The 16,819-nt window shown below is 51.1% G+C and carries 14 protein-coding genes and 4 tRNA genes; 11 read left to right on the forward strand and 7 right to left on the reverse strand.

What is annotated here, in order from left to right:
* Positions 1-13: 13 nt before the first annotated feature.
* The 6 genes from kdsA to hemA form a co-directional block, all read right to left on the reverse strand.
* Positions 14-862 carry a 3-deoxy-8-phosphooctulonate synthase gene (gene kdsA, locus AC53GJ_RS17315; protein ID WP_496729586.1) on the reverse strand — a complete coding sequence of 283 codons (849 nt, stop codon included), beginning with the start codon at positions 860-862 and terminating at the stop codon, positions 14-16.
* 152 nt (positions 863-1,014) lie between these two features.
* On the reverse strand, positions 1,015-1,389 hold the full coding sequence (locus tag AC53GJ_RS17320; protein WP_496729588.1) for a SirB2 family protein: 375 nt from the start codon (positions 1,387-1,389) through the stop codon (positions 1,015-1,017).
* A gap of 137 nt (positions 1,390-1,526) precedes the next feature.
* Positions 1,527-3,080: a DUF3369 domain-containing protein gene (locus AC53GJ_RS17325; protein WP_496729589.1), complete on the reverse strand. Its 1,554-nt coding sequence runs from the start codon at positions 3,078-3,080 to the stop codon at positions 1,527-1,529.
* A gap of 144 nt (positions 3,081-3,224) precedes the next feature.
* Entirely contained in the window at positions 3,225-4,082 is an 858-nt protein-coding gene (gene prmC, locus AC53GJ_RS17330; RefSeq protein WP_496729591.1) for a peptide chain release factor N(5)-glutamine methyltransferase, read from the reverse strand.
* Positions 4,083-4,104: 22 nt separating this feature from the next.
* Positions 4,105-5,196, reverse strand: coding sequence for a peptide chain release factor 1 (gene prfA / locus AC53GJ_RS17335; protein ID WP_496729592.1), 1,092 nt, complete (start codon positions 5,194-5,196; stop codon positions 4,105-4,107).
* A gap of 18 nt (positions 5,197-5,214) precedes the next feature.
* On the reverse strand, positions 5,215-6,462 hold the full coding sequence (hemA, locus tag AC53GJ_RS17340) for a glutamyl-tRNA reductase (protein WP_496729594.1): 1,248 nt from the start codon (positions 6,460-6,462) through the stop codon (positions 5,215-5,217).
* A 196-nt stretch (positions 6,463-6,658) separates the two neighbouring features.
* On the opposite strand from hemA, the gene lolB reads away from it, so the two are divergent.
* The 6 genes from lolB (at position 6,659) to ychF (ending at position 11,871) form a co-directional block, all read left to right on the forward strand.
* A complete protein-coding gene (gene lolB, locus AC53GJ_RS17345) occupies positions 6,659-7,270 on the forward strand; it encodes a lipoprotein insertase outer membrane protein LolB (RefSeq protein WP_496729596.1) in 612 nt (203 codons plus the stop codon).
* Between the two features lie 38 nt (positions 7,271-7,308).
* Positions 7,309-8,190 carry a 4-(cytidine 5'-diphospho)-2-C-methyl-D-erythritol kinase gene (gene ispE / locus AC53GJ_RS17350; protein WP_496732810.1) on the forward strand — a complete coding sequence of 294 codons (882 nt, stop codon included), beginning with the start codon at positions 7,309-7,311 and terminating at the stop codon, positions 8,188-8,190.
* 200 nt (positions 8,191-8,390) lie between these two features.
* Complete coding sequence (locus tag AC53GJ_RS17355; RefSeq protein ID WP_488085320.1) at positions 8,391-9,326, forward strand: ribose-phosphate pyrophosphokinase; 936 nt, start codon at positions 8,391-8,393, stop codon at positions 9,324-9,326.
* 167 nt (positions 9,327-9,493) lie between these two features.
* Positions 9,494-10,093 (forward strand): 50S ribosomal protein L25/general stress protein Ctc, encoded by a 600-nt coding sequence (locus AC53GJ_RS17360; protein WP_496729597.1) that lies wholly within the window; start codon positions 9,494-9,496, stop codon positions 10,091-10,093.
* Positions 10,094-10,095: 2 nt separating this feature from the next.
* The gene (pth, locus tag AC53GJ_RS17365; protein ID WP_496729599.1) at positions 10,096-10,689 is read left to right on the forward strand and encodes an aminoacyl-tRNA hydrolase; all 594 of its coding nucleotides are present in this window, start codon (positions 10,096-10,098) and stop codon (positions 10,687-10,689) included.
* Between the two features lie 90 nt (positions 10,690-10,779).
* On the forward strand, positions 10,780-11,871 hold the full coding sequence (gene ychF, locus AC53GJ_RS17370; protein ID WP_496729600.1) for a redox-regulated ATPase YchF: 1,092 nt from the start codon (positions 10,780-10,782) through the stop codon (positions 11,869-11,871).
* Positions 11,872-11,988: 117 nt separating this feature from the next.
* On the opposite strand, the gene AC53GJ_RS17375 is transcribed toward ychF, so the two are convergent.
* Positions 11,989-13,551: a POT-type proton-dependent oligopeptide transporter gene (locus AC53GJ_RS17375; protein ID WP_496729601.1), complete on the reverse strand. Its 1,563-nt coding sequence runs from the start codon at positions 13,549-13,551 to the stop codon at positions 11,989-11,991.
* Positions 13,552-13,846: 295 nt separating this feature from the next.
* On the opposite strand from AC53GJ_RS17375, the gene AC53GJ_RS17380 reads away from it, so the two are divergent.
* The 5 genes from AC53GJ_RS17380 to AC53GJ_RS17400 all read left to right on the forward strand — a co-directional run bounded on the left by AC53GJ_RS17380 (position 13,847) and on the right by AC53GJ_RS17400 (position 16,759).
* A tRNA-Met gene (locus tag AC53GJ_RS17380) sits at positions 13,847-13,923 on the forward strand.
* Between the two features lie 27 nt (positions 13,924-13,950).
* Positions 13,951-14,035 (forward strand) — tRNA-Leu (locus AC53GJ_RS17385).
* A 28-nt stretch (positions 14,036-14,063) separates the two neighbouring features.
* Positions 14,064-14,138: transfer RNA gene (locus tag AC53GJ_RS17390), tRNA-Gln, on the forward strand.
* Positions 14,139-14,196: 58 nt separating this feature from the next.
* Positions 14,197-14,271: transfer RNA gene (locus AC53GJ_RS17395), tRNA-Gln, on the forward strand.
* Positions 14,272-14,563: 292 nt separating this feature from the next.
* Positions 14,564-16,759 (forward strand): TonB-dependent receptor, encoded by a 2,196-nt coding sequence (locus AC53GJ_RS17400; RefSeq protein WP_496729603.1) that lies wholly within the window; start codon positions 14,564-14,566, stop codon positions 16,757-16,759.
* The last annotated feature ends 60 nt before the right edge of the window (positions 16,760-16,819 follow it).

Consider the following 16,819-nt stretch of genomic DNA (forward strand, 5'->3'; position numbering starts at 1 on the left):
CCGGTGCCACGACTTAGTTGGCAGCAGTATCCAATGGAGGGAAACTTTTCACTAACTGGTCCAGCGCCTGCATTTGCTGTAAATAAGGCTCCAGCTTATCCAGCGGTAAAGCACAAGGACCGTCGCATTTAGCTTCATTCGGGTTCGGGTGGGCTTCAATAAACAGACCGGCCAACCCAAGCGCCATACCAGAGCGAGCCAGCTGTGCGGCCTGGGCCCGACGGCCATCGGCTGAATCAGTGCGGCCACCAGGTTTTTGTAGGGCGTGGGTGGCATCAAAAATCACCGGCGCATACTGCTTCATTTCGTCCATGCCCAGCATGTCGACCACCAGGTTGTTATAGCCAAAGCTGGAACCGCGTTCGCACAGGATCACCTGATCATTTCCGGCTTCACTGAATTTGGTCAGGATATGCCGCATTTCATGCGGGGCCAGAAACTGTGGTTTTTTCACATTGATCACGGCGCCGGTATTGGCCATTGCAATCACCAAATCAGTCTGCCGGGCTAAAAATGCCGGTAACTGGATCACATCCACCACTTCAGCTACAGGGGCGGCCTGATAAGGTTCGTGCACGTCGGTAATTAGCGGCACCTGAAAGGTCCGTTTAATTTCTTCAAAAATTCTTAAGCCCGCTTCCAGCCCTGGTCCACGGTAGGAATGGACGGAAGAACGGTTGGCTTTATCAAACGAGGCCTTAAACACATAAGGGATGCCCAGTTTCTGACAGACAGTGACATAATGTTCCGCCACTCGCATCGCCAGATCTCGTGATTCCAGCACGTTCATGCCGCCAAACAGCACAAAAGGTTTGTCGTTGGCAACGTCGATACCGCCAACCCGAATAATTTGACTGGCCATCAGGCCTCCTGCAATAGCAAAAAATAACGGCCGCAGTTTAGCACTGCTGCCGGCAAAAAAACCGGGGTCAGCTGAAAATTCTGGCCACTGCAGACCGGGCACAACAGTAGCACTGGCCGGCCTGCACTTTCACCAAACCATTAACCGAACCATTAACCGAACAACACCGGTTGTTTAGTGATAGCCACTTTAACCACCAGCACTAACCAGCCAAGCGCACCAGCCAGACCAAAACTACGCAGCAACAAAGTGCGGCCTTTTAAGGCCATCACGCCAAGCGCAATATAGGCCAGCACGCCAAACAGTTTTTCCGTCAGCCAGGGAGTGACAAACGGATATTGCGAAATGGTCAGCATCAAACCAACCGCCGACAACAGCAATAAGGTATCAACCACATGGGGGGCAATTTTCAGAAATTTCCGCTGTAACAATGGCGAGTCTTTCAGTGACAGCCCGAACCGCAACAACAATAACGATAAACTGATCGCAACCAGTAACAAGTGGGTATGTTTCAGTGCCATGTACATCAGGTGTTCTCTCTTTTTAAGTGCTGTGGCCAAGCCAAGCGATGCTGCAGTATAAGCCGGCCAAGCGCAGCCGGGTGTGATGATGAAACACAACAGCCACCCTGAGGTGGCTGCTGGGTCAACGCCAAAACGCGTTGTTATTCCTCATCCGGGTATTTTTGCAGGATAGACTCCAGTTTGTCGACCCGAAGTTTTAAGATTTCGACCAGCGCCGGTTCAAATTGTTTACCGGATTCAGCCATGATATGCGCCAAAGTGGCTTCTGCATTCCAGGCAGATTTGTAACAACGGCGGTGCCTGAGTGCATCATACACATCGGCCAGCGCCGCAATGCGGCCGTACACATGAATGTCTTCGCCTTTTTTACCTTCTGGATAACCAGTGCCATCCCATTTTTCATGATGATCACGGGCAATCACAGCCCCGGCCTGAATAATAGCCCGCTTGGAGTTTTTCAGAATTTCATAACCAATATTGGAATGAGTTTTCATCACTTCCCACTCATGTTCTTGTAATTTCATCGGTTTATTTAAAATACCATCCGGGATCCCAACTTTGCCGACATCGTGTAACGGCGAAGCGAACATCAGTTTCTCGGCTTCATCATCGGGCAGACCATAACCTTTGGCCAGCTCATAACAGATAAAAGCGACCCGCTTGACATGGTTACCGGTTTCAATCGACCGTTGTTCCACCGCCTCACTGAGCCGATAAACAATTTCGCGCTGGGTATCTTCAATTTCATTTTGCAGTTGCACATTTTCATAGGCGATCTGCACATTTTGTGAAAACAATTCAATCAGTCGTTTCTGATTATCTGTCACTAAATTCGGCAGACCTGACACATACAATAAGGAACCATGGGTAAATTTACTGGTGCAATAGGCCACCAGATAGTTGTCTTTGTAGACGATGCTGCGGCTGTGTAAGGCCTGATGAAAAGCTTCCATCAGCATCGGGTCCAGTACCTGTGCCACCGACTGGCCTTCTTTGTGTTCAAATTCACCAAGACCGGCAAAGACCACCAATTCATCTGGCTGCTGGTTATCATGGACATTGCCGGCCACCAGACTGGACGTCACCAGCAGCGCATCCTCATCACAACCTAAAATGGAGGTCAGTTGTTGCAACACGCCATCAATAAATTGCTCCATCGAATGGGCGGAAAATAAATCAGCGGAGGCGGTAATAATTTTCTCCAGCCCCTGGCGGCTGGAATCTATTGATAAAATATCGCGGTATGAGCGCAGACTCGACATCACCACGGTAAACAGCTTTTGCGCCGTCAATTCGGTTTTAGATTTGTAATCGTTGATATCGTAATTGACAATCACCTGCCGCTCGGGCGCCTGGCCGGGCTGACCTGTCCGTAAAATAATCCGCACATAATGATTATGCAGCTCTTCCCGGATATAACGCGCCACCAGCAAACCGGCATCGTCAGTTTCCATCACCACATCGAGCAAAATAATGGCCGCATCCGGATGTAAGGCAATCAGTGCCCTGGCATCGGCGCCGGAATAAGCGCTGAAAAACTCCAGATTTTTACCCTGAAAAGCAAAATCACTCAGTGCCAGTTTAGTCACTGCATGCACTTCTGGTTCATCATCAACAATCAATACTTTCCAGCTGCCGCTATGCGTTGGCAACTGCTCTTCCGGTTCATCGGCAAATAAAAAATCGTTGGCCACCGCCTTTCCCTCATATTTACTTCTTGAGCTCATGTCAGTAGTTATATGCGGTAAATGCGGTGCGGTCAAAAAAATGCTGTGAAATCAAACAAGAAAACTGTCAATGCCAGGCAACAGTGGTGGCAATAGGCTGCAGTTGGCGCGTCAGCAGCGCTGGCCGCCACTGATGCGCCATTGGCCGCCATAATCGCGTCTGGAACTGACATTGCAAAAACCGGCTTGCAGTAACAACTGCTGGACTGCTTCGGCTTGCTGATAACCATGTTCCAGCCATAACCAGCCGTCCGGCTGCAGATGGGCCATGGCCCCGGCGCAAATTTGTGCCAAATCAGCCAGGCCCTGACCGGGAGCCACTAAGGCGCTGGCAGGTTCGAACCGGACATCGCCTTGCTGCAAATGCGGATCGGCTGCGTCAATGTAAGGGGGATTACTGAGGATTAAATCAAACCGACAGCCTGTGACTGCGCTGTACCAGTCGCTTTGCCGGATCTGGCAATTGCCAAGCCCAAGCCGCTCGCGGTTGCGATTCGCCAGCGCCACCGCTGCTGGCTGAAAATCAACCGCCGTCAGTTGCCAGTTCGGTTGACTGTTGGCAAGTGCCAGTGCGATAGCACCGGTACCTGTGCCTAAATCAAGCACTTGCGCTTGCGTCGGTAACGCCAGCGCCAGCGCCTGTTCGACCAGCAACTCAGTATCAGGCCGGGGAATTAAGGTACAAGGCGCCACTTCCAGTTCCAGATCCCAAAACCACCAACGGCCGGTAATATAAGCCAGCGGTTCACCGGTTAAGCGCCGCTGCAGCGCGGCGTCTAACATCGCCTGCTGCGGCGCTGTTAACAGATCCGGTAACCGGCTCATCAGCGCGGTCGGGCTGATCTGGAGCACATCAGCCAGCAGCCGTCGCGCCTCCAATCTTACATCCTCCAGCGCACTGTCGCGCTCAGCCAAAGCCTGTAACGCGGTGGCGGCCTGTTGCAGCCATTGGCTGTAACTTTGTGTCACAACAGCCCCCTGTGGCCTGGCATTAACGGTTTTCTTCCGCCAACGCCGCCAGCAGATCGGCCTGGTGCTCGTTATTGAGCGGACCTAACACCAAATCTAACTCACCTTCCATCACTTCCAGCAAACGGTAGATGGTCAGGTTGATGCGGTGATCAGTCAGCCGTCCCTGCGGGAAGTTATAAGTCCGGATCCGCTCAGAACGGTCACCGGAGCCCACCAGAGAGCGACGGGTCGATTCTTCCACCAGACGGCGTTTTTCATCTTCAGCCGCCTGAATACGCGATTGCAGCACGCTCATGGCGCGGGCACGGTTTTTATGCTGCGAACGCTCGTCCTGACATTCCACCACAATCCCGGTGGGTAAGTGGGTGATCCGAATGGCAGAATCGGTCCTATTCACGTGCTGACCCCCTGCGCCTGAGGCCCGGTAGGTATCCACTTTTAAATCCGCCGGATTGATTTCAATAGCCTCACTTTCCGGTACTTCCGGCATAATAGCCACGGTACAAGCGGAAGTATGCACCCGGCCTTGTGATTCAGTGGCCGGGATGCGTTGCACCCGATGGCCACCGGATTCAAATTTAAAAATACCGTAAGCGCCTTCGCCCTGCACGCTGGCAATCACTTCTTTATAACCGCCGTGTTCGCCTTCGTTGCAGCTGACAATTTCCACTTTAAAGCGGCGCTTTTCGCAGAAACGGCTGTACATCCGGAATACATCACCGGCAAAAATAGCGGCTTCATCGCCACCAGCACCGGCGCGGATCTCGAGGAAACAGTTGTTGTGATCATTGGGATCCTTCGGCAGTAACAGGATTTGTAATTCCTGATCCAGCTGTTCCACCCGCTCTTTCGCCGCTTTAAACTCTTCCTGCGCCATGTCGCGCATATCCGGATCTGAGTCTTTCATCATCTCTTCAGCGCCAGCCACATCCTGCTGCGCTTGCTGAAATTGATGGAATGCCAGCGCAATGGGTTCTAACTGGCTGTATTCTTTGGACAATTCCCGAAAGCGGCTTTGATCTGAAATCACGCCTGCGTCACTGAGCAACGCCTGAACTTCTTCATAACGTTCAACCAGACCTTCGAGTTTACGATAAACCGTTTCTTTCATGGGGAATGTGGTACCTGATTAGATATCTAATAAAAAATTGATCAAAGTTTTAGCTTCAACCCTGTCATCCTGCAACAAATGGCGGATGGTTTTGGTTGGGGCGTGCATCAGCCGGTTACTGAGTTTAGTCGCCATTTCCTGCAACACTTTTTCCGCATCCTGACCACTGGCCAGTTGCTTCAGCGCCCGTTGCACCAGTTCGTGCCGCACCGCTTCACAGCGCTCGCGATAATCCCGCACCCAGTCGATATTGCCTTGCAGTTGCAACCACTGGCTGAAGTCGGCCACCCCGGCAGCAATCATGGTTTCGGCCTGAGCAGCCGCTTGCTGGCGCGACTGCATATTCTGCGACACGATATTTTGTAAATCATCAACGGTATATAAATACGCGTCTTCCAGCTCAGCCACCTGAGCTTCAATATCTCTGGGAACGGCTAAATCCACCAGAAACATCGGTTTATGCCGGCGTTTTTTTAACGCCTGCTCCACCATGCCTTTACCGACAATCGGCAAGGTACTGGCGGTGGAACTGATCACCACATCGGCATCGGTCAGCGCTTGTGGCACCTGCGCCAGACTGACTACCTGACCCTGAAACTGGCTGGCCAGCGCCGCCGCTCTGTCGTAAGAGCGATTGGCCACTGTCAGTTGCGAAGCCCCATGTTCCAGTAAATGTTTGGCCACCAGCTCAATGGTTTCACCAGCGCCAATCAACAGCACTTTAACGGTATCAAGTTTACCGAAAATCTGTTTTGCCAGCGCCACCGCAGCAAAAGCCACTGACACCGCGCTGGCACCAATGTCGGTTTCAGTCCGGACCTGTTTGGCTACCGCAAATGTTTTCTGAAATAACCGCTCAAACACCGGCTGAATAGTGCCGACCTGTCGCGATTGACTATAAGCTTGTTTTACCTGGCCAAAAATCTGTGGTTCGCCCAGCACCAGTGAATCCAGTCCGGCTGCCACTCTCATCAAATGGGCGGCCGCGGCATCGTCCTGATGCAGATACAAATGCGCCGCGACGTCTACCAGTTCTAACTGATGAAATTTGGCTAACCAGGCAATCACTTGTTTAGATTGCGCCACACTGCCGCTAAAATACAGCTCGGTTCGGTTGCAGGTTGACACTATCACCGCATCAGTCACCTGAGTTTGCGCCGTTAAATCCAGCAGCGCTTGCGCCACTTGCTCCGGAGCAAAAGCAACTTGTTCCCGTAAGGCTACAGGCGCAGTTTTGTGATTAATGCCAAGCGCAAAAATAGTCATTCACCTGTATGATATGGCCCTGACAGGGCGTGCGAACGGGCCGTGCCAACGGAGAAAGCGCGAATTGTACGAAAATACCGATGCCATGAAAAGCCTTAACTGCGTTTGTGGCCGCTTTAACTGACACCGTTGCCTGCGCCAAACCGGTAAAGGCGCTGGCCAGCCTGCTGCAGGCTGTATTTACCAAAGAGGAATCATGATCAGTCAAGTCATTCGCCTGCGCGCCTTGTTTTTGCTCTGTGCTCTGTTGTTATCCGGTTGTGCCAGTTGGCAGCAACCAGTGGTGGCTGAATTGCCGTTGCCCGCGAAGCAGCGCCAACAACAACTGGCCACACTGGCCAATTTCAGTCTGGTGGCATCTTTGGGGGTAAAAGCTCCCGCCGATTCGGTCAGTGGAACTCTGAACTGGCAACAGCAAGCTGAACAGTATAGTGCGTCCATGAACAGCTTTATCGGCGTCAATATTTTTCAATTGCAGACCACTGCTGACGGCGCCAGCGTCACCGTAAGCGGCGACACCCATCAGGCTGAGTCGGCCGATGTACTGCTGGATTATTTATCCGGCTGGTCACTGCCGATTGCTGACATGCCGCTCTGGCTGAAGGGTATGGCCGGTCAGAACAGCTCAGATTTACGCTGGGATCCGCTCGGTCGGCTGACCAGTTTCAGTTTACTGGATTCTCAGCAGCGTCGCTGGCAGGTCAGTTATCTGTCGTTTTTTCCGGACCGGCTGTCCTTACCGAAAAAAATTGTGCTGCAATCCAGTGATACCAAGCTCACCCTGGTGATCCGCCAGTGGACTTTATAATGCAGTGTTAACCTGATGGACCTGATTTGATGACTGAAATGACTACTGTCACCCCAACTGGCCAACTGACTTTACCAGCACCGGCCAAACTGAATTTATTTTTGCATATCACCGGCCGACGGCCGGATGGTTATCATTTGCTGCAAACCTTATTTCAAATGCTGGATTACGGCGATGAATTGCATTTTACGGCCAATACCAGTGGCAACATCAGTTTAAGCTGTCATGACGCACAACTGGCAGGCCCGGACAACCTGATTTATAGGGCTGCTCTGGCTTTAAAACCACTGGCAAAAGCCGAGGCCGGCGTGCACATTGTGCTGGATAAAAAATTACCGATGGGCGGTGGTCTGGGTGGTGGTTCCTCCGATGCTGCCACCACTTTACTGGCGCTGAATCAGTTATGGCAACTGCAGCTAACGAGCAGCGAACTGGCGGCTATTGGCTTGCAACTGGGGGCTGATGTGCCATTTTTTGTGCAAGGCCACAGCGCTTTTGCCCAAGGCGTCGGCGAACAATTACAGCAGGTAACATTGCCTGAAACTATCTATCTGGTTGTCACGCCAGCTTGCCATGTCAGCACCGCCGAGGTGTTTACCCATCCGGATTTAATCCGCAACAGCGCCGTGATTTCAGCCGATGATGTACTAGACTTGGACAACGTTCGCCGTTGGCGCAATGACTGTCAGCCACTGGTCGAACGCCTTTACCCTGATGTTGCAATAACCTTACAGTGGTTGGTAGAATACGCGCCGTCTCGAATGACGGGTACTGGTGCCAGTGTATTCGCTGAATTCCCGGACGAACTCAGTGCTCGTCGAGCCCTTGCCCACTTACCGGCCAATTGCCGCGGTTTTGTAGCGCGAGGGGTCAACCGGTCGCCTGTGCTGACCGCGTTGGAACATGCCGTAGATACCTAAAATCATTGATGATGTGGGTAGGCGCCGAATGAGTGAGTCCTCAGGAACATAGCAATCTATGTGACTGAGGCGAACACATGAAGGCAACACCCCCACATCGTCAAGGGTGAAAGGTATAACGAGAGGATGGGCTTGCAAGTGCTCATCCGAAGACTTTAACCGGACTCAAACACCGCCCTGAGGATCCTACCGTGCCCGACATGAAGATATTCGCTGGTAATGCCGTACCAGAACTCGCCAAGAAAATTGCCAGCCGTTTGTATATCAAACTGGGCGACGCCGAAGTCGGCCGTTTCAGCGATGGAGAGGTCAGTGTGCAAATTAATGAAAACGTCCGTGGATCGGACGTTTTTATTATCCAGTCTACCTGTGCCCCGACCAACGACAATCTGATTGAACTCATTGTGATGGTGGATGCATTACGTCGTGCTTCTGCTGGCCGGATCACTGCGGTGATTCCTTATTTTGGTTATGCCCGTCAGGATCGCCGGGTTCGTTCCGCCCGGGTGCCAATCACTGCCAAAGTGGTGGCTGACTTCCTGTCCAGCGTCGGTGTGGACCGGGTGCTGACGGTAGACCTGCACGCAGAGCAAATTCAGGGTTTCTTTGATGTGCCGGTCGATAACGTTTTTGCTTCGCCAGTGCTGTTGGATGATATGCGTAAACGTGAATTCCAGGCGCCAGTGGTGGTATCGCCGGATATCGGTGGTGTGGTGCGGGCCCGTGCTATTGCCAAGCTGCTGAATGATGCCGACTTAGCCATCATCGACAAACGCCGGCCAAAAGCTAACGTTGCTCAGGTGATGCACATCATCGGTGACGTGAAAGATCGCGACTGTATCATTGTTGACGATATGATCGACACTGGCGGCACTTTATGTAAAGCCGCTGAAGCCTTAAAAGAACAAGGCGCGCGCCGCGTGTTTGCTTACGCCACGCACCCGGTATTCTCTGGCAATGCCGCCGAAAACATCGCCAACTCAGTGATTGATGAGCTGATCATTACAGACACCATCCCACTGAGCGCAGAAATGAAAGCGGTCAGCAAAGTGAAACAACTGACTTTAAGCGAAATGATGGCTGAATGTATCCGCCGCATTAGCAACGAAGAATCCATTTCTTCTATGTTTGACTAATCAGGCTCATTCAGACTGACAGACAAAAGGCGCTTTAAAGCGCCTTTTGTATTTGCAGCCCAAGCCCCCCGGTGCTATTATGTCGCGCTTTTTTCCGCCAGCCGGAAAAAGCTTCTTTCTGGTTTTCTGGTCGCGGAAACCAGAGCAATTCATTTTTGGAGATAAACATGTCTAACGCCATTTACACGTTAAATGCTGAAGTTCGTAACGACCTGGGGAAAGGTGCGAGCCGCCGCCTGCGTCACGCGGACAAAGTTCCAGCTATCATCTACGGTGGCGCTGCTGCCCCTGTATCTATTACGCTGGATCACTCTAAGCTGTTACAAGCGCAAGCGAACGAAGGTTTCTACACCCACATCCTGACTATCAACGTCGGCGGTGAAGAAGTGAAAGCAATCGTTAAAGCAATGCAACGTCACCCGTTCAAGCCAAAAGTAACTCACGTTGACTTCCAACGTGTTGAAGCTGGCCATGAGCTGCACACTGTTGTTCCTGTCCACTTCATCAACGAAGCTGCTGCAGCGAAGAAAGGTGGCATCGTTGCTCACCATATCAACGAAATCGCTATCACTGTGCTGCCACAAAACCTGCCTGAATTCATCGAAGTGGATTTAGCTGATGTTGAAGTGGGTGTAACTCTGCACTTATCAGACCTGAAAGTTCCAGCTGGCGTTGTTATCGCTGAACTGGCTAAAGGCGCTGGTCATGACCAAGCTGTTGTTTCTGTAAACAAACCAGCTGGTAAAGCAGACGACGCTGCTGAGTAATAATGACTGAAGTTATTCAGTTAGTCGTGGGCCTGGGTAATCCGGGCCCCGAATACAGCAATACACGTCACAACGCTGGCCAGTGGTTCGTCGAACAACTGGCCCGTCGTTTTAATACCAATCTGAAAGCCGAAGCCAAATTTTTTGGTCTGACCGGCAAGTTCTTATTTGAAGGCCGTGAAATCAAGTTATTGGTGCCGACGACCTTTATGAACTTAAGCGGCAAAGCCGTACTGGCGATGGCGCAGTTTTACAAAATTCCACCTCAAGCGATTCTGGTTGCCCATGATGAAATGGCACTGGAGCCTGGCATTGCTAAACTCAAGCTCGGTGGTGGCCATGCCGGCCACAATGGTTTAAAAGATATCGCCGCCAAATTTGGCAACGATCCGAATTTCTATCGCCTGCGACTGGGCATTGGCCATCCTGGCCACAAAGACAAAGTCACAGGTTATGTGCTGGGCAAAGCCCCGCAGGCAGAGCAGCGACTGATTGAAGACGCGCTCGATGAAAGCCTGCGTTGTTTTGAACTCTGGCAACAGCAAGATCTGGTGAAAGCCCAGCACAGATTACATAGTTTTAAAGCCACTGTTTAAGCCTTGAGCTTTGACACTGGCCAACGCAGCAACTTAGTTTTGCTGGCCGATTTCGCAGGCCCGCCTGCACTTAGTACAAAGGATCATCTCATGGGTTTTAAATGTGGCATCGTGGGTTTACCAAACGTCGGTAAATCTACTTTATTCAACGCGTTGACCAAAGCAGGCATTGAAGCGGCCAACTTCCCGTTTTGTACCATTGAGCCAAACACCGGGGTGGTCCCAGTGCCGGATCTGCGTTTGCAGCAACTGGCAGAGATTGTCAATCCACAGCGGATTTTGCCCACCACGATGGAATTTGTTGATATCGCAGGTTTAGTCAAAGGCGCTTCCAAAGGTGAAGGCTTGGGTAATAAATTCCTAGCCAATATCCGTGAAACCGATGCCATTGGCCATGTAGTGCGTTGTTTTGACGATGAGAACATCATCCACGTTGCTGGTAAAATTGATCCGGCCGACGATATCGACACCATCAATATGGAGCTGGTGTTGTCTGATATGGACAGCGCGGAAAAAGCCATTTTCCGTGTCAGCAAAAAAGCCAAAGCCGGTGACAAAGACGCCAAAGCTGAAATTGAAGTGCTGGAAAAAATCAAACAACATCTGGAAGAAGGCCTGACTTTACGTCAGCTGGCTTTATCCGATGATGAAAAAGCTTTGGTTTCGTACATGAACTTCTTAACCATCAAACCAACCATGTATATCGCCAACGTGCTGGAAGATGGTTTTGATAACAACCCGCATTTAGATGTGGTGAAAGCCATTGCCGCCAAAGAAGGCGCTATTGTGGTGGCTATCTGTGCCGCTATTGAATCTGAAATTGCCGAACTGGAAGACAGTGAAAAAGCAGAATTTTTAGAATCGATGGGCCTCGAAGAACCAGGCCTGAACCGGGTGATCCGCGGTGGTTATTCGCTGTTAAACCTGCACACTTACTTCACCGCTGGCGTGAAAGAAGTACGCGCCTGGACCATTCCGGTTGGCGCCACAGCCCCACAAGCCGCAGGCGTGATTCACACCGACTTCGAACGTGGTTTTATCCGCGCTCAGGTAGTGTCTTTTGATGACTTTATCGCCTGTAAAGGCGAAGCCGGTGCTAAAGAAGCCGGTAAACTGCGGGTAGAAGGTAAATCTTACGTCTGTAAAGACGGCGACGTGATGCATTTCTTGTTTAACGTTTAAGCTTTTAGCGTCTATGCCTTTGGGGGTTCGACGTTCTACCCTATAAAACAAAGCCACCGCAAGGTGGCTTTGTTATTTCTGGATATAGACAAACCAAACTGTGGTTTACCTGTTCTACTAACCCACAGGGCGGTAATTATCCTGCATGGGATAACTGCGGGCATAAAGCGCAAATATCGCCGCCGCCAATAGTGCAAAGGCCGCAAAGAAAAACATTAAAAAGGCGGTTTCGCTGAGGCCGGTCTGACTGACCTGCGCCGTCACGGCTGGCGTTTTAATGCTGTTATTGGCTAACAGCACCCATAAGTTACCGACGGTGACCGACAGATTCCAGAAACTGGTGATAGTGCCTTTCATGGTGGCCGGGGCCTGGCTATAAGCAAACTCCAAGCCAGTGGCAGAGACCAGTACTTCGCCCATCGTCAGCAAGGCATAAGGCAGAATTTGCCACATGATATTCATCGGAGTACCAAGGTCCATCATCAGTTGGATGCTCCCTATCACAATCCAACTGAGCCCCGTCACCGCAATACCAGCGCCCATTTTGCGCAGCGCCGTCAATTGCACACCGCATTTTTCCAGAAATGGATACAGCACCAAATGATTAAATGGGATCAGGATCATCACCAGCGCCGGGTTCAGTGCCTGCATCATCGCCGGTTCGAACCAGTCAGGTTTGACCATGTCATTGGCTTGCAAAATCCAGGTTGAAGCCTTTTGGTCGAACAAAGACCAGAACGGCGTCACCAGCGCAAACAAAATTAAAATCCGCAGCACTGAACGCACACCATCCACCGCCTGATCCGGATGCACAGCTCTGGCCCGTTCCAGTTGCAGGGCGGCACCAGCGCCGCCAAAGCCCATCACCAGCACCAGCGCCAGACAAAGCGCAGCCACTATGCCCAGTGAACTCATTTGTGATAATGCATACCCAGCAAGCGCAACGCCGATAACAGCAACGTAAAGACCGCTATTGGCCTGCCCTGCTTGTGTTGCCATTAAAGCAGTCCGGATGACAGGTAAAAAACCATGCGGATTTTTTGGCTCAGGCGGCACGTGGACATAACGTTTGCGGCCTAACCAGAAAAATAAGGTGGCGATAAACATCAGAATACCCGGAATACCAAAGGCCACCGCCGCGCCATAATATTTCAGCAACAACGGCATAAATAAGGACGCAAAAAACGAACCGAAGTTAATGGTGAAGTAAAACCAGTCGAAGGCTTTGCGCGCTAGCTTCTTGTTGCTTTGGTCAAACTGGTCTCCCATAAAGGAAGACACTAAAGGTTTAATACCGCCGGATCCCAGCGCTATTAAAAACAAACCGGTATAAAAACCATTGATACTGTGCTCAAAAATAGCCAGAAAAGCATGACCGATACAATAAATCAGACTCAGCCATAAAATAGTGTTGTACTTGCCAAACCAACGGTCGGCCAGGTAGCCACCTAATAATGGGAAAAAATACACCCCGATGACAAAAGAGTGGAACACATCTTTGGCAGCGCCAGAGCGCAGCTGCTCTGGAATAGACAGCAGCAAAGCGGTCATTAAAAACGGCGTCAGAATATTGCGCATGCCATAAAAGCTAAAACGCTCACAGGCTTCACTGGCAATAATGTAGGGTAACTGCCGTGGCCAGCGTGGTGGCGCCGCGGCTTGAGTTGCTGAAACAGACATTGGATCTCCTGTAATCATTTTTTACGCTTTGGCGTAAATAAGCAGTCTTGGCTGCAGTCGGAGCGCGGGCGATTGCCGCAACGCAGTCTGGATACTAAAGTAATTTGCCCTGAAACCCCAGTAAATCCGGCTGCTGAGCGGTTATTTGCCGGTAAAACTGGTTGAGTTTCCAGCAAGATGAATAGAAAATCAGCAAACGAATCAAAACGACTGAATAGTTTTAAAAAAACGGTTGACGTTAAAAACGCATCTGAGCATAATACGCGCCACTTGCTTAGGACAACTAAGACATAGTGGCTACATAGCTCAGCTGGTTAGAGCACAGCACTCATAATGCTGGGGTCGCAGGTTCGATTCCCGCTGTAGCCACCACTTAATTGTCGAGATAGTCTAGTGCATGCGGAAGTGGCGAAATTGGTAGACGCACTGGATTTAGGTTCCAGCGCCGCGAGGCGTAAGAGTTCGAGTCTCTTCTTCCGCACCATAGCAAGTAAGAATTCTGCAGTTTCTGCAGGGGTGTAGCCAAGCGGTAAGGCAGCGGGTTTTGATCCCGCCATTCTGGGGTTCGAATCCCTGCACCCCTGCCATTAAATTTAGTGGCAGTATGGTCATCAGTTCATACAATATGCGCCACAAAATTTCTGCAGGGGTATAGCCAAGCGGTAAGGCAGCGGGTTTTGATCCCGCCATTCTGGGGTTCGAATCCCTGTACCCCTGCCATTCTTTGATAACCCAGCTTCGGCTGGGTTTTTCTTTTGTGCTTCTTCAAGCCCCCAAGCATCCAAAGCTCAAACTATTGATGTAAAAGCAATTCAAACTACCTAGTCATTGTTCGGTAACTCAGCCAGCAAGGGTAATTCTGTGCGCCGCCAGGCAATCGCCATAATGCAGTCGGACGATCATGCCAGTAGCTGCAATCAGCATGCGACAATATGCCGCACATGACGACACCTGAGCTCCGCTTATAATCGCGCCTCTCTTTCTTTTGTTGATGGTTTAAACTGAGGCCCAGATGAAATCAAACTACCACGCTGGCAAAACTATAGCTCTGTCGTTGTCTCCACTCGCCCTCGCCTTCGCTACCGTATTTTCCAGTCAGGCGGCAACAACCCAGCCGCAACAGAAGGTGCACAGACTTCCGGCGATTGAAGTGAAAGCTTCTGCGCTCGATCAGGCCGTTTTTAGCCGCACCATCAGCGGCAAAGGGCAATTTGCCAGCGATGATACCGCTAAGCTACTCGAGGAAACGCCGGGCGTCAGTTTTTATACTGGCGGCGGCGTGTCCAGTCTGCCAGTCATGAATGGGCTGGCCGATGATCGTTTAAAGATTTCGGTGGATGGGATGACGATCACCTCAGCTTGTCCCAATCATATGAATCCAGCACTTTCTTATATCGCACCTGTGGCACTGAGTCAGATCCAGGTTTATGCCGGGGTTGTGCCAGTCAGTCAGGGTGGTGACAGTATTGGTGGCACTATCCAGGTAGTCTCTGCGGCGCCAGAGTTTACCAAAGCGGGAGCTGATGTAAAAACTGATGGCAACTTGACCACTTATTATCGTGGCAATGGTGATGTAAAGGGTCTCAATGCCCGTGCCAGTATGGCGTCAGAAAACTTTCATCTGAGTTACGTCGGTAACACAGTCGATGCCGGAAATTATCAGGATGGTGATGGCAAGGTTGTCGGAGCCAGTCGCTATAAAGTCCGTAACAATGCAATCAAACTGGCAGCAAAACATGACGCCGATCTGTTTTCACTGGATATAGGCTGGCAGGATATTCCGCTGCAGGGATTTCCAAACCAGGCCATGGACATGACCTACAACAAAAGCCTGTCTTTGAATGCTGCCTACAGCGGAGATTTCAATTGGGGCTTGTTGGAAGCGCGGGCATACCGCCAGAGCGTCCGACATAAGATGGATATACTACCGGAAAAAGGCGGCCAAATGCCGATGGACACTGATGCCGCAGATCTGGGTTATTCAGTGATTGCGACCACCTCACTGGCCGCAACAAACACTTTACGCTTAGGTCATGAGTTTCATCGTTACTCGCTGGATGACTGGTGGCCTGCGTTAGAGAATAGTTTTATGGGCCCGCATGATTTCTGGAACATCCGGGATGGTAAAAGGCAACGTTTTGCTTTATTTTCCGAACTGGATCAGCCAGTCAACGCTAAACTTTTCACTCAGCTTGGGGCCAGGCTAGAACAGGTTCGGATGAATACCGGTGCTGTGGTGGGTTACCACAGCGCAGCCGATGGCAGCTATGGCGGCATGATGGGGTCGACGCCTTATGAGGATTCAACTTACCAAACAGATGCTGCAGCTTTTAATGCCCTGGATCATCATCGTGACGATTTGAATCTTGATCTGACTGCATCAGCCCGTTATAGCCAAAGCGCCAGCCAAACTTATGAGCTGGGCCTGTCACGAAAAATCCGTTCCCCCAACCTGCATGAGCGCTATACCTGGTCAAACGAAGCCATGATGGCTGGCCTGATGAACAACTGGTTCGGCGATCTGAACTCTTATGTCGGTAATATCGATCTCGAGCCTGAAGTGGCCTATAGCCTGCGCCTGAGTGCCGACTGGCATGATACCACCGGCACAGACTGGCAGTTAAAAGTTGCCCCCTTTTACACTCAGGTGGAGGATTACATCAACGTCACCGCAAACACCAATCTAAATCCTTACAATATGAGTATGCTGGTCGACCGGCAATCACTGCGTTTTGTCAACGAAGATGCAACATTGTATGGTGTTGATATCGATAGCCACAAAGTGCTGGGTCAACTGGCAGGTGTCTGGCGTATACGTGCAAACCTGGCTTACGTCAGAGCCAAGGCGGACGGTGGCGATAATCTTTATAACATCATGCCGCTGAATGCGCGCATTGCGCTCGACCATGCTGATGGTGCATGGAGTAGCAAACTGGAAGCTGTCCTGGTCGACAACAAAGACCGTGTGAGTGCGCTGCGGGCTGAACAACCAACGGCCGGTTATGCCCTGATTAACTTCAGGACCAGCCTGGATCTGACCCGCAGTATCCGGCTGGATGCTGGCATAGACAACCTGTTAGATCGCGCTTACCGGCTGCCTTTGGGCGGGCTGGAATACGCTTCAGCCAATATGATGATGGGGATTGCACCTGCCACAATGCGTGGCGCTGGTCGCTCAGTCAATGCTGGTTTATCAATTGATTTCTAACGGCTAGCTCACTGCAGCATCAGGCCCCCGCAGTGGGGCCTTTCTTGTCGCCTCGCCAGG

It is taken from the genome of Rheinheimera sp. B2H12 (genome assembly GCF_059620065.1).